The organism is Streptomyces sp. CB01635, assembly GCF_002803065.1.
Lineage (GTDB): Bacteria > Actinomycetota > Actinomycetes > Streptomycetales > Streptomycetaceae > Streptomyces.
On sequence record NZ_NNBL01000003.1, the window covers coordinates 1 to 12,965 of the forward strand.

At 68.5% G+C, this 12,965-nt stretch carries 12 protein-coding genes and 1 pseudogene; 9 read left to right on the forward strand and 4 right to left on the reverse strand.

All coding sequences use genetic code 11. The features are described 5' to 3' along the window. Nucleotides 1-133: 133 nt before the first annotated feature. On the forward strand, nucleotides 134-295 hold the full coding sequence (locus CG723_RS46085) for a hypothetical protein (RefSeq protein WP_159032396.1): 162 nt from the start codon (nucleotides 134-136) through the stop codon (nucleotides 293-295). Between the two features lie 27 nt (nucleotides 296-322). After that, nucleotides 323-583, forward strand: a complete 261-nt coding sequence (locus CG723_RS08075) for a hypothetical protein (RefSeq protein ID WP_100592627.1) — start codon at nucleotides 323-325, stop codon at nucleotides 581-583. Nucleotides 584-608: 25 nt separating this feature from the next. Here CG723_RS08075 and CG723_RS48875 read toward each other — a convergent pair whose 3' ends face one another. Continuing rightward, nucleotides 609-926 carry a hypothetical protein gene (locus CG723_RS48875; protein ID WP_199841695.1) on the reverse strand — a complete coding sequence of 106 codons (318 nt, stop codon included), beginning with the start codon at nucleotides 924-926 and terminating at the stop codon, nucleotides 609-611. Between the two features lie 318 nt (nucleotides 927-1,244). Here CG723_RS48875 and CG723_RS08085 point away from each other — a divergent pair, with 318 nt between their 5' ends. The 3 genes from CG723_RS08085 to CG723_RS08095 all read left to right on the forward strand — a co-directional run bounded on the left by CG723_RS08085 (nucleotide 1,245) and on the right by CG723_RS08095 (nucleotide 4,203). After that, entirely contained in the window at nucleotides 1,245-1,652 is a 408-nt protein-coding gene (locus CG723_RS08085; RefSeq protein WP_159032397.1) for an STAS domain-containing protein, read from the forward strand. A gap of 384 nt (nucleotides 1,653-2,036) precedes the next feature. Next, nucleotides 2,037-3,059, forward strand: a complete 1,023-nt coding sequence (locus CG723_RS08090; RefSeq protein WP_100592629.1) for a DNA-directed RNA polymerase subunit alpha — start codon at nucleotides 2,037-2,039, stop codon at nucleotides 3,057-3,059. A 919-nt stretch (nucleotides 3,060-3,978) separates the two neighbouring features. Continuing rightward, on the forward strand, nucleotides 3,979-4,203 hold the full coding sequence (locus CG723_RS08095; protein ID WP_159032398.1) for a hypothetical protein: 225 nt from the start codon (nucleotides 3,979-3,981) through the stop codon (nucleotides 4,201-4,203). 37 nt (nucleotides 4,204-4,240) lie between these two features. Here the strand turns inward: CG723_RS08095 and meaB are convergent, their stop codons facing one another. Genes meaB through CG723_RS08110 form a run of 3 tightly spaced genes read right to left on the reverse strand, consistent with a single transcriptional unit; the run spans nucleotide 4,241 to nucleotide 9,258 of the window. Beyond that, nucleotides 4,241-5,221 carry a methylmalonyl Co-A mutase-associated GTPase MeaB gene (meaB, locus tag CG723_RS08100; RefSeq protein WP_100592631.1) on the reverse strand — a complete coding sequence of 327 codons (981 nt, stop codon included), beginning with the start codon at nucleotides 5,219-5,221 and terminating at the stop codon, nucleotides 4,241-4,243. A gap of 12 nt (nucleotides 5,222-5,233) precedes the next feature. Next, nucleotides 5,234-7,447: a methylmalonyl-CoA mutase gene (scpA, locus tag CG723_RS08105; protein WP_100592632.1), complete on the reverse strand. Its 2,214-nt coding sequence runs from the start codon at nucleotides 7,445-7,447 to the stop codon at nucleotides 5,234-5,236. Then, a complete protein-coding gene (locus CG723_RS08110) occupies nucleotides 7,447-9,258 on the reverse strand; it encodes a methylmalonyl-CoA mutase family protein (protein WP_100592633.1) in 1,812 nt (603 codons plus the stop codon). Before CG723_RS08110 ends, scpA begins: the two co-directional genes overlap by 1 nt. Nucleotides 9,259-9,510: 252 nt before the next feature. Between CG723_RS08110 and cobF the strand changes: the two genes are divergently transcribed. The 4 genes and pseudogenes from cobF to CG723_RS08135 all read left to right on the forward strand — a co-directional run bounded on the left by cobF (nucleotide 9,511) and on the right by CG723_RS08135 (nucleotide 12,914). Continuing rightward, nucleotides 9,511-10,296: a precorrin-6A synthase (deacetylating) gene (gene cobF, locus CG723_RS08115; protein WP_100592634.1), complete on the forward strand. Its 786-nt coding sequence runs from the start codon at nucleotides 9,511-9,513 to the stop codon at nucleotides 10,294-10,296. A gap of 56 nt (nucleotides 10,297-10,352) precedes the next feature. Then, a pseudogene (locus tag CG723_RS47375) lies at nucleotides 10,353-10,632 on the forward strand (aldehyde dehydrogenase family protein); the annotation flags it as partial. A gap of 267 nt (nucleotides 10,633-10,899) precedes the next feature. Further along, nucleotides 10,900-11,703, forward strand: coding sequence for a MerR family transcriptional regulator (locus tag CG723_RS08130; RefSeq protein WP_100592635.1), 804 nt, complete (start codon nucleotides 10,900-10,902; stop codon nucleotides 11,701-11,703). Next, nucleotides 11,700-12,914: a glycosyltransferase gene (locus tag CG723_RS08135; protein WP_100592636.1), complete on the forward strand. Its 1,215-nt coding sequence runs from the start codon at nucleotides 11,700-11,702 to the stop codon at nucleotides 12,912-12,914. The genes CG723_RS08130 and CG723_RS08135 overlap by 4 nt, the downstream gene beginning before the upstream one ends. Nucleotides 12,915-12,965: the final 51 nt, after the last annotated feature.

Here is a 12,965-nt window from a genome sequence, read left to right on the forward strand (position 1 = left end):
GCCGCCAACTACGCCGCCGACCGGTACGGCTCCATCGACAACGTCAACTCCGCGTACTGAGCCGCCGTCACCGCACGCACACGCCGTAACTGATCCACGGCACATCTCAACCCTCGAACGGAGGGCAGCGCCCATGCCGCACACCAGCGGAGACGAAGGGCACGCGCCCTCAGCCGACGCCCTTGAACACCCCGGCCACGGGTTGGCGAACCTGCACCGCTCACGCGACAGGTCACGCAGGAAGCGGCTGCGCGTCATCACGTACACCGCGCTCGGCAACCCCGCCAGGGCCTAAGAGCTCGCCGACACCGCGACCAGGACCGTGAGCGCCGACTCCGGTCTCGCGTCCGCGGACAAACTGCTCGGCCTGGCGAAGGACCTGAAGGGCATCAGCCCCGACCACATGAACATGGTCACGCTGCCGGTCAGCTACGACGCCCAGGACGCCGGCCGCGTCCTGCCACTGACCAAGGCGTCCCACCAGGTCTGGCAGGCCCTGCGCGACGACCGTCCGATCCCGAAGTCCGCGACCGAGAACTCGGTCGCCGCGCGGACCGACACACCGGTGTCCGCCGGCGCCTAGGGGGCGTCGGGCCGCAGCCGGTTGCTCACATCGACCGCGAGGACGATTCGCCCGTCGGCCGCCCTTGGCAGCGGGCATTGATCCAGCTCCAGCTCCACGCCGCAGCGGCCCCCGCCGGGTGCGCGGAAGGTCCTTCGGAGACCAGGGTTGCCAGGGTCGCCTGCGGGAACTTGTGCTGCGTTGCGCTGCGCTGCGCTGCGTTGCGTTGCGTTGCGTGGAGGATTTCCCAGGCCGTGGACGGGGCGATCGGATGGTTGAGGTGGGCGAGTGCGCCCTGTATTCGGAGGCGGCCCCAGTTGCTGTTCTCCCGGGCCAGGCGCAGGATGAAGTGTTCGAGCGGCACAGGGTCGGCACCGACCGCTTCGCAGCGGGGGCTGAGCTGGTTACCCGCAAGGCCGGGGCGGCTGACCGGTCTGGAAGGGCACCGTTATGGCCGAACAGGTCGTCTTGGGCGCCGCTGAGGCTGTGGACCACAGTCGGGAGCTGCTCTCGCCGAGTGGCTGACCAGGAGCCGGTGACCAGTACGTGAGACCAGTGATGGCGGTCACTGCCGTTCACGCGAACTGGCCCTTGCGCAGGCCTTGATCGGGCACGGGCCTGCCGTCTCCACCGCACGCTTCCGGGCATCCCACGCCGCCTCGAGACGTGAGGAGGGATGGCAATGCGAACGAACATCATCCGGCACGAGAACATGATGGTGAGCTACGACGTGGTCAACGGCTGGACGGTCATCGAGGTCGACGGTGAGGTCGACGCCCACACCGCCCCCGTGATCCGCGAAGGAGTGATCAAGCTCCTCAACGAGGGACACTGCCATTTCGTCCTGGACCTGGGCTTTGTCACCTTCATGGATTCGATGGGGCTGGGCATGATCGTGGCGGTCACCAAGCGCCTCCGTGAACACGAAGGCGCACTGCGTATCGCGGCCGCCTCCAGCCGGGTACTGAAGATCTTCGACCTGAGCGGCATGCGTGAGAGCTACGAAATCTTCCCCTCGACGGCGGAAGCTACGGCGTCTGCTCCCTTGCCTGGCAGCCTCGCGCACTGGCCGCATCCGTCCTCCGGCTGAGGAGGGCGCCACTGTGTGTCGGGTGTGCGGCGATTTCCAGGAACTCACGACCACGCCCCGGCGGAATCTGACAAGCGGGGACGAGGTTTCTGGCACCTGCAAGGTGCTCCGTGTCGGCGACGACCCCACCGGACTGGAGGCGGAGGCCGCCATCACACCCGGCTGTACCAGTCCCGGCCCTCGGCGTATGACTGACGCCCAGGAGTAGGAGCAGCTGATCGTCGGGCCCCACGCCAGCGAGAGCTGGGCCCGCCGAGCGGTCGGCAGACGGGCGGAGTCGGGCAGTTCGGGCTCTTCGGAGGCTGTATCGGCCATATCGCACGTACCCTTCGTGGTGTCTACGGCGCCACATAGCGGGCGCCGAACCACTGGAGGCAACACCTCGTGCTGATTGCTCAGCGTCCGTCCCTGACCGAAGAGGTCGTCGACGAGTTCCGCTCCCGGTTCGTCATTGAGCCGCTGGAGCCGGGCTTCGGCTACACCCTCGGCAACTCTCTTCGCCGCACCCTTCTCTCCTCGATCCCGGGTGCGGCGGTCACGTCCATCCGTATCGACGGTGTCCTGCACGAGTTCACCACCGTGCCGGGCGTCAAGGAAGACGTCACCGACCTCATCCTCAACATCAAGCAGCTCGTCGTGAGCAGCGAGCAAGACGAGCCCGTCGTGATGTACCTGCGCAAGCAGGGCCCGGGACTGGTCACCGCCGCCGACATCGCGCCCCCGGCCGGCGTCGAGGTGCACAACCCCGACCTCGTCCTCGCCACGCTCAACGGCAAGGGCAAGCTGGAGATGGAGCTGACCGTCGAGCGCGGTCGCGGCTACGTCTCCGCCGTCCAGAACAAGCAGGTCGGTCAGGAGATCGGGCGCATCCCGGTCGACTCGATCTACTCGCCGGTCCTGAAGGTCACGTACAAGGTCGAGGCGACCCGTGTCGAGCAGCGCACCGACTTCGACAAGCTGATCGTCGACGTCGAGACGAAGCAGGCCATGCGTCCGCGTGACGCCATGGCGTCGGCCGGTAAGACCCTGGTCGAGCTGTTCGGTCTCGCCCGCGAGCTGAACATCGACGCCGAGGGCATCGACATGGGCCCGTCCCCCACGGACGCCGCCCTGGCCGCCGATCTGGTACTGCCGATCGAGGAGCTGGACCTCACCGTTCGGTCGTACAACTGCCTCAAGCGCGAGGGCGTCCACTCCGTGGGTGAGCTCGTCGCCCGCTCCGAGGCGGACCTGCTCGACATCCGCAACTTCGGTGCGAAGTCGATCGACGAGGTCAAGGCGAAGCTGGCCGGTATGGGCCTCGGACTCAAGGACTCGCCTCCCGGCTTCGACCCGACCGCCGCGGTCGACGCCTTTGGCGCGGACAACGACGCGGACGCGGGGTTCGTGGAGACCGAGCAGTACTGAACGCTGCGCTGCGCCGGGTCCCGAGAGCCGGGAAGGCAGAGGAGCCGGTGACGCGGAGACAGCCACTGGAAGACCGCACCCCCTTTCCCCGTGAGAGGACGTGGGATCCTCTGGCGCTACCTCGACGAACGCGGCGATGCGGCGGTGGCTGAGCTCGTCCAGTCAGGCTTGCGCCTGCCGAAAACCTCATCCGTGTATCTCAGGCGGCCGAGGCGGTCGTGCCGAGGTATGTCGAGGCGGGCGATCCGGCCTGGATCGGCAATCGGTTCGGGGAGGGCGCGCGGCTTGCTGGACGTGCACATGGGGGTGCCTTTCACGAAGGTTGGACCCCAAGGGAGCCTGGTTCCCCGTTCTTCCTCGACATGTCCGCCACCTTCCCGCCTCGTCCTGAGCAAGGCGACAGGACCCGAGCGTGGGAAGCTCGGGTCTCCTAGGTGTGATTGGGCCTCTTCCCTGCGAGGGAGAGGCCTGAGGGGGCTCGATGGCAGCGGCCGGTAGTCCGCGTGCCCCGTGGCTCTCCGTCCAGCCTGGCACGAGTCTGGCTCGGGCAACTGCCGGGGTCCGGTGGGGACCACTCAGGACGCCGACCGTGCGCCACGCGTACGACCACCCCGCGAGCCGCCTCTTACTCCCACGGGTTCGGCTTTCGCCTGGGGCGCCCCCGTGCGCCCTGTTGTCGGGACGGTTTGACGCTACGGCGAGCGCATCTCTGATGCGACAGGGTTTCGCCTCCTCCGTGTTGGCCGGTCCCGCCTGGATCGGTAGCGCGAGCTTCCGATCTGTAGCTCCAGCCGGATCGGTGAGCGACGACCATTGCGATCGCTGCACGGCCCTGGAGTGTCGCTACCGCATCCTGACGGGGTTGCTGCCCGGTTGCGGTACTTCGCTGCTGTACAGCAGGGTCCCAGCGGGGGTGACCATGGAACGGCATCTGTTGATGCGGCTGCTGACCGGTGACGACGAGGCCGCCCGCCGGGCCCGGTTCCGCGCGCCGGTCCGCTTCGTCGGCCCGACGCGTGCCGGCGCCGGGCGTTCCGTCTTCCGTGACTCCCCGGCTCATCCGAGGCACGGCACCAGGGAAGGCGACGCCAAGTCGGCGCGGCATGGTCAAGGTGCCGCACCTTCGAAGCGCCGCACCGTGTGAGGGCATGCTGAGGCCGCACGGCACGGGTACCCCGACCTCATCCGTTGCGGAACACGTCCAGGATCCGCTCCGCGGCCAGCGTGGCCGTGAGCTCTCCCTCCCGTACCTGCCGCTCCAGGTTCGGGGCCAGCGACCGGACCGCCGGGTCGGCGTGCAGGCGGCCGAGCAGTTCGTCGCGGACCATGGCCCAGGTCCAGTCGATCTGCTGGTCGCGGCGGCGGGCGGCGAGACGGCCGGCGGAGTCCAGCAGGGTGCGGTGTTGTTCGAGCCGTTCCCACACGGCGTCGAGGCCGGTCGACTCTCGTGCGCTGCAGCTGAGCACCGGTGGAGTCCAGAAGGCGTCTTTGCCGTGCATCAGCCGCAGCGCGCCCGCGAGTTCACGGGCGGCTGCCCGGGCGTCACGCTCGTGGGGCCCGTCCGCCTTGTTGACACTGATCACGTCGGCGAGTTCCAGGACACCCTTCTTGATGCCCTGCAACTGGTCACCGGTCCGTGCGAGCGTGAGCAGCAGGAAGGTGTCGACCATGTTGGCGACGGCGGTCTCGGACTGACCGACACCGACGGTCTCCACCAGCACCACGTCGTAGCCCGCTGCCTCCATGACCACGATCGACTCACGGGTGGCCTTGGCGACCCCGCCGAGCGTGCCCGAGGTGGGGGAAGGGCGCACGAACGCCGCAGGGTCGACGGCGAGGCGCTCCATGCGGGTCTTGTCGCCCAGGATGGACCCGCCGGTCCGGCTGGACGACGGGTCGACGGCGAGCACGGCCACTCGGTGCCCGAGGCCGGTGAGCATCGTGCCGAAGGCGTCGATGAACGTCGACTTGCCCACGCCCGGCACTCCGCTGATCCCGATGCGCCGGGAACGGCCGCTGTGAGGCAGCAGCTCGGTGAGCAACTCCTGTGCCAGGGTGCGGTGTTGGGGACGGGTGGACTCGACGAGAGTGATCGCGCGCGCGATGACGGCCCGTTTCCCGTCCAGGACGCCCTTGACGTACGTGTCGAGTTCGATCGCCATGGAGTCACCCGCTCACAGCTGGTCGTGGCCGAGGTCGGTCGCCAGCCGGGACACCAGGTCGTGGGCCGCGTCAGGGATCACGGTGCCGGGCGGGAACACGGCCGCCGCTCCCATCTCGAGCAGGGTGGGGACGTCGGCGGGCGGGATCACGCCGCCCACCACGACCATGATGTCCTCGCGCCCCTCCTCGGCGAGCGCCTCGCGCAGCGCCGGTACGAGTGTGAGGTGCCCGGCCGCCAGCGACGAGACCCCGACGATGTGGACGTCCGCCTCGACGGCCTGTCGCGCCACTTCCGCCGGGGTCTGGAACAGCGGGCCGACGTCGACGTCGAAACCGAGGTCGGCGAAGGCGGTGGCGATGACCTTCTGACCGCGGTCGTGGCCGTCCTGGCCCATCTTGGCGACCAGTATGCGGGGGCGGCGCCCCTCGGCTTCGGCGAATGCGTCGACGCGGGTGCGGGTGCGGTCCACGGTCGGGGATTCGCCTGCTTCGTTGCGGTACACACCGGAGATCGTACGGATCTGCCCCGCGTGGCGGCCGTAGACCTTCTCCAGGGCGTCGGAGATCTCTCCGACGGTCGCCTTCGCGCGGGCCGCGTTCACGGCGAGCTCAAGAAGATTGCCTGTACCGGCCGCGGCCCGGGTGAGGGCGTCGAGCGCCTCCTGGCATGCCGACTGGTCCCGCTCCTCGCGCAACCTGCGCAGTTTGGCGATCTGTTGGGCCCGTACCGAGGAGTTGTCGACCTTGAGGACCTCGATCTCCTCGTCGGAGTCCACTCGGTATTTGTTCACCCCGATGACGGGCTGCCGTCCGGAGTCGATGCGCGCCTGGGTGCGGGCCGCGGCCTCCTCCACGCGCAGCTTCGGGATTCCGGCGTCGATGGCCTGCGCCATACCGCCCGCTTCTTCCACCTCCTGGATGTGCTGCCAGGCCCGGCGCGCCAGGTCGTAGGTCAGCTTCTCCACGTAGGCGCTGCCACCCCACGGGTCGATCACGCGCGTGGTGCCGGACTCCTGCTGGATCAGGAGCTGCGTGTTCCGCGCGATCCGCGCCGAGAAGTCGGTGGGCAGCGCGAGTGCCTCGTCAAGTGCGTTGGTGTGCAACGACTGGGTGTGCCCCTGGGTCGCCGCCATCGCCTCCACACATGTACGGGTGACGTTGTTGAACACGTCCTGGGCGGTGAGGGACCAGCCGGATGTCTGCGAATGGGTGCGCAGGGAGAGGGACTTGGCGTTCTTCGGGTCGAACTGCTTGACGAGCTTCGCCCAGAGCAGGCGTGCCGCACGGAGCTTGGCGACTTCCATGAAGAAGTTCATGCCGATCGCCCAGAAGAACGAGAGGCGGGGCGCGAACGCGTCCACGTCCAGGCCCGCTTCCCGGCCGGCCCGGATGTACTCCACGCCGTCGGCGAGGGTGTATGCCAGTTCCAAGTCGGCTGTCGCGCCTGCCTCTTGGATGTGGTAGCCGGAGATGGAGATGGAGTTGTACCGGGGCATCCGCTGGGAGGTGTACGCGAAAATGTCGGAGATGATCCGCATCGACGGCTTCGGCGGATAGATATAGGTGTTGCGGACCATGAACTCCTTGAGGATGTCGTTCTGGATGGTCCCGGCCAACTTCTCGGGCGGCACGCCCTGTTCCTCTGCCGCCACGATGTACAGCGCGAGCACCGGCAGCACGGCGCCGTTCATCGTCATCGACACCGTCATCCTGTCCAGCGGAATCCCGTCGAACAGCTGGCGCATGTCGTAGATCGAATCGATGGCGACGCCCGCCATACCGACGTCGCCGGTCACCCGCGGATGATCGCTGTCGTAACCCCGGTGCGTGGGCAGGTCGAAGGCGACGGACAGGCCCTTCTGGCCTGCGGCCAGGTTGCGCCGGTAGAAGGCGTTCGACTCCTCGGCTGTGGAGAAACCCGCGTACTGACGGATCGTCCACGGCTGATTCACGTACATCGTCGGGTACGGGCCCCGCAGGTACGGTGCGACGCCTGGATAGGTGTCCAGGAAGTCCAGACCATCGAGGTCCTGCACCGTGTAGAGCGGCTTGACGGGGATGCCTTCCGGGGTCTCCCACAGCAGATCCCCACCGTCCGCGGCCTTCTTCACCGCCGTCCGCCATTCGTCGGGCCCGGCATCGACGAGAGGTGTCCCGAGCGAGAGAGCCGAGAAGTCGGGGATGGAGGAGCCGACCGCATCGGAGGGGTGGAACGGGCTGGGCATCAGGACACTCCCATACGGTCGAGCGTGGCGGACAGGACGTCCGCTGCGTCACAGCCTGCGAAGACATAGGTGTCGACCCCGGCGTATGTTGCCGGCCGACCGGCGAGGAACACCTGCCGGGCGCCGGCCGCACGCAGCTGCTGAGCGGCGGTCTCGGCCTGCTCCGCGTACACCTGGTCACTGGAGCACAGGCACACAGCTTGCGCGCCGCTCTCCTCGAAGGTGCCATCGGCCACGGGTTCGATGCCGCCTGCCTGGAAGAGGTTGGCGGCGAAGGCGAGCCGAGCGGAGTGGGCGGCGGCCGGGCCCAGCGGAGCGAGGAACACGCGGGGCCTGCTGCCGGAGGCAGCGAGATGGGCGTCCGACCGGGACCTCAGCGCTTCGAAGGCTTCGTCCCGGCGTACCCGCGGCAGACCTCCGGACGGCGCCTCGGGCGCCGGCTCACGGACGACCGGCTTCTCGTCGAGGAACGGGAACTCGCTGACGCCGGTGACCGGCTCGCGTCGCTTCGCCAGATTCCTGCTGCGAAGGGACCAGCTCTCGGCCAGGCGCTCGCGGACCATCCCCGACCGCAGTGCGGCGGCCTGGCCGCCCGCACGCTCGATCTCCTGGAAGAAGTCCCATGCCGCGTGGGCGAGTTCGTCGGTCAGGCGCTCCACATACCAGGAACCCCCGGCCGGATCGATCACGCGGGCCAGGTGCGACTCCTCGATGAGGATGGTGGAGGTGTTGCGGGCGATACGCCGGGCGAAGCCATCCGACAGGCCAAGAGCTCGGTCGAAGGGCAGTACGGTCACGGCATCGGCGCCGCCAACCCCCGCGGCCAGAGTGGCGACGGTGCTGCGCAGCATGTTCACCCAGGGATCGCGCCGCGTCATCATCACCGGTGACGTCACCGCGTGCTGGAGTTGCGCTCCGTGCTGCGGGGCTCCGCAGGCCTCGGCCACCCGTCCCCACAGACGCCGTGCCGCGCGGAACTTGGCGATCGTGAGGAACTGATCGGCGCTCGCTGCGTAACGGAACTCCATCTGTGCCAGGGCCTGTTGGATGTTCAGCCCAGCCGACGTCAGCGCGCGAAGGTAGGCAACGCCGGTCGCCAGGGAGCAGCCCAGTTCCTGAGCAGTGGAGCCGCCGGCCTCGTGATAGGGCAGGGCGTCCACCATCAGTGCCCGCAGCCCGGGCCGGTCCGTGACGCACCGGCCGGCAAGCTCGTAGATCGGCGCGCCGTCGTACGACTCGCCGGTGCGGGCCTCGTGGCCGAGCGGGTCCCCGCCCAGACTGCCGCGCACCGCGTCGGAGGCGATGCCCGCTTCGTCGTACATGCGTAGTAGTTGTGCCGCGGCTGCAGGCGTCTCCGTGCCCGCGTCGAGGACGACCGGAGCGAGATCCAGATAAACGCCGTCGAGAGCGGCAGGCAACGCGGAGACGGGAAAGCCGGTGTGCTCGCCGACGGTGAGCCACAGTGAGGTGACGCCGTTCTCGAGGTCGGTGAGTACCGCACCGGAGTCCGCGACGCTGTGCAGTTGACGCACATCCCAGCCGTTGACCGTCTGTCCTTCGGCGCGGCCGCCGCGTACGAAGGGGGCGAAGCCAGGCATCCCGGTCGCTGGGGTGGCATCGCGAGGCGTATACAGAGGGTGGGCGCGCAGCCCGTCCTCGAGGGTGGTGGACAGGGCGTCTTCTGCCTCCTCGGCCGAGACTTCCTTGCCCGACTTGCGCAGAACACCTGCTACGAGGTGCTGCCACTGCTCAAGTGTCGTGTCAGGGAACTCGGCGGCCAGGGAAAGCCCGTCGTCAGGCAGGACCGTCATGCCCGGATGCTAGGTCAGATCGACAGATGAGCAGGAGATGACGCGGGTGTGACCTTGTTCTCCTTGCCTAGTGGGCGTCGGCTGCATATGGGTTGGGGAACGGAACCTGTCGCGGGAGCTGTGCCGCCGCCTGTGCCGCCGGGTGACGCGGAGCGAGACGGACCACCTGACCGGTTCCGACGGCCCTGTGACCGGGTGCCGCCGACCGGAACCTGATCCTGTCTCATGGCCCCACCTGCGACACTGCGTCGCATGACCACGGAGCAACGCCGGATACTCGTGATCGGCATCGGAGCGGGCGACCCGGACCACCTGACCCTCGGCGCCGTGAAGGCCATCCGTCAGGCAGACGTCTTCTTCATCGTCGGCAAGGGGCCGGACAAGTCCGCTCTGACGGACCTGCGTCACAGCATGCTGGAGGAGCACGCCGAGGCTCCGTACCGCGTGGTGGAAGTGGAGGACCCCAGCCGGGACCGGCGCCCCAGGGACCGATCCGACTACACCACCGTCGTCCAGGACTGGCGCAGTCGGCGTGGGGACATCTTCGAGGGCCTGATGCGCGACGAGATGGCGGAAGGGGAAACCGGAGCGTTCCTCGTGTGGGGCGACCCGTCGCTCTACGACAGCACCCTCGGGATCCTCTCCGACATCGAGGCCCGCGCTTCCTTCTCCGTGGCGGTCGAGGTCGTTCCAGGTATCAGCAGTGTCTCGACGCTCGCCGCGAAGCACCGCATTCCGCTGAACCAGGTGGGCCGCCCGCTCCACATCACCCCGGCTCGCCGCCTCCCTGACGTGGGCCAGAACGACGACGGAGACATCGTCGTCATGCTCGACGCGCACGAGTCGTTCACCCAGGTCGAGGGGGATGACGTCTGGATCTACTGGGGCGCCTACCTGGGCACGCCGGACGAGCTCCTCGTCGCGGGGCCACTGCACGAAGTGTCCGACCGTATCCGGCAGGTTCGGGCCGAGGCCCGGGAGCGACATGGCTGGATCATGGACACGTATCTGCTGCGGATCGTGGATTCGCCGGCCTGATCGGCCGCGTCAGTGATGCCAGGATCAGACGTCCGCACACAGTCGCCCTCGCCTGACGGGAGTGGGGGGAGTGGAATCCGCAGCGCCGTGCTCGCGTCCTGCTGAAGTTTCTCACCCTCATCGAGCAGGAGCGGGACGCGCTGGCCCGGCTGCTGTCCTCCGAACACGGCAAGACCATCGCCGACGCGCACGGTGACCTTCAACGCGGCCTGGAGGTGGTGGAGTTCGCGGCCGGTATCCCGCATCTCCTCAAGGGCGATTTCACCGACAATGCGGGGCGGGGGCATCGACGTCCACTCCCTGCGCGCTCCACTCGGCGTTGTCGCGGGCATCACTGGTCTTCTTGATGCGGTTCACGGCGCCTTCTGTGCCGCCGGAACTCCAGTGCAGGGTGACGCCGGCGGTCACCGCGTCGAGCTCTCGGAGCAGGCGGAGTGCGAAGTTGGTGAGGCCGGGCAGTTGACTGGCGTCGACGGCATCGATCCATTCGCGAAGTGTGGGGCCGAGCCGATGGGTGAGGATCTCTCTCGAGGCCCAGCGAGCGCGAATTGACCCTCCCCTTACGTCAGGCTTGAGGCTGTATGCCGACGAAAGGGCAGGTGGATGAGCTACTCCGTGGGGCAAGTCTCGGCATTCGCCAGGGTGACGGTGCGTACGCTGCATCACTACGACAAGGCGGGACTGCTCTCGCCCAGTGACCGCAGCCGTGCCGGCTACCGGCTCTACAGTGAGGCTGACCTGGTCCGTCTCCAGCAGATCCTCTTCTACCGTGAGCTCGGCTTCTCCCTCGACGAGATCGCTGTGATTCTCAGGGAGCCGCAGGTGAACGCCCTGGAGCATCTACGGGCCCGGCAGCGGCAGTTGAGCGAGGAGATCGCCAGGCTGCAGCGGCTGGCCGAGGTGGCGGAACGGGCCATAGAGGTCCAGCAGTCCGGAGTGTCCCTGACTCCTCAGGAACGCTTTGAGGTTTTTGGTGAGATCACTTTCGACCTCAGCTATGCCACCGAGGCAGAGCTGAAGTGGGCACACTCGGAGGGACAGCGCGAAGCGATGGCACGCGCGACCGCCCACACCAAGGAGGATTGGCGCCGGCTCATGGGCGAGGCCGCCGCCTGGCGCGCTGAACTGCTCGCGGCCTTCGACGAGAGGGAGCCGAGCGATGGCGAGCGGGCCATGGACCTCGCCGAGGAGCACCGTTTGCACATCTCTCGCTGGTTCACCTCCTGCCCGCCCGACATGCACCGGCGCATCGCGGACGACTTCGTCGCCGACCCGCGCGCATTCGCCCTGGTAGTACCGCAGTCGCAGCAACGTCCGGGCCTGGCCGCCTATACGTGCAAGGCGGTCCACGCCAACGCGGCCCGCCACGCAGGAGACCGTACTGATTCCGAGGGGGAGGACCGATGAGGATCCTGATCGCCGCCGCGGGATCGCGCGGCGACATCGCGCCCTATACGGGCCTGGGCGCTGAACTCCGCCGGGCCGGGTACGACGTTGCCCTCGCCACCACAGACACTTTCGCGCCCTTCGTGCGCGACGCAGGGCTGGAGTTCCGCAGCCTTCCCGCCGACCCGCGGGTGCGTGGCGGCGTCACAGACAGACGTGAACTGATGCGCACCGCTGCCGCGTTCGTCACCGAACTGGGTCAGGGCTTCGCCGACGCGATGAACGATGGCGCGGACCTCCTTCTGCTGTCGACCACCACGGCCCCGCTCGGCTGGCACCTCGCCGAGGCCACAGGCACACCGAGCCTCGGTGTGTACCTCCAACCCACCGCGCCGACCGGTGACTTCCCGCCCGTCGTCACAGGCACGCGCTCACTGGGCCGTCTCGCCAACCGCACAACCGGACGCTTCGCTCTGCGGATGGCCGACCACGTCTACGAGCAGGCGGTCGCAAGACTGCGCCACCGCGTCCAGTTGCCCGCGCTCTCCGCCTCCGCGATGCGCCGACGGCAGGAACAGGCGAACTGGCCCGTCTTGCACGGGTTCAGCACGGCCCTGGTGCCACGCCCCGCCGACTGGCGTCCCGGTCTGGATGTCGTGGGCAACTGGTGGCCTCATCACGATGCGACCGAGCGGCTGCCTGCCGGCCTGGAGGACTTCCTGCGTGCCGGACCTCGGCCCGTCCTCATCGGCTTCGGGAGCATGGCGTCCGGTGAGGGGGAACGGTTGAGCGGGATCGCCGTGCAGGCCCTGCGTCGCGCCGGGCTGCGCGGCATTCTTCAGGCCGGGCGTGCCGGGCTCGCGGCCGACGGCGACGACGTGCTCACCATCGGGGAGGTACCGCACGCCCTGCTGTTTCCACGGCTGGCTGCGGTGGTTCACCATGCCGGGGCCGGCACCTCGGCCGCCGCGTTGCGCGCCGGAGTGCCGGCGGTCACGGTACCGGTGACTGCGGACCAGCCGTTTTGGGCGCGGCGACTCGCCGCCCTCGGCGCCGCCCCCGAGCCGATACCTTTCCGGTCCCTGAGCGCCGAACGGCTCGCCGACTCACTCGACCAAGTGGTGAAGCAGCACGCATTCACACAAGCCGCCGCGAGAGCGGCGAAACACCTGGTGACCGAGGACGGAGCAGGACAGGCGCTCAAGGCCATCCAGCGGCTGTCGGATGGATGATGCCAGTCCGCCCAGTCCGCCCAGTCCGCCCCGTCCGCGCCTTCAGCGCCC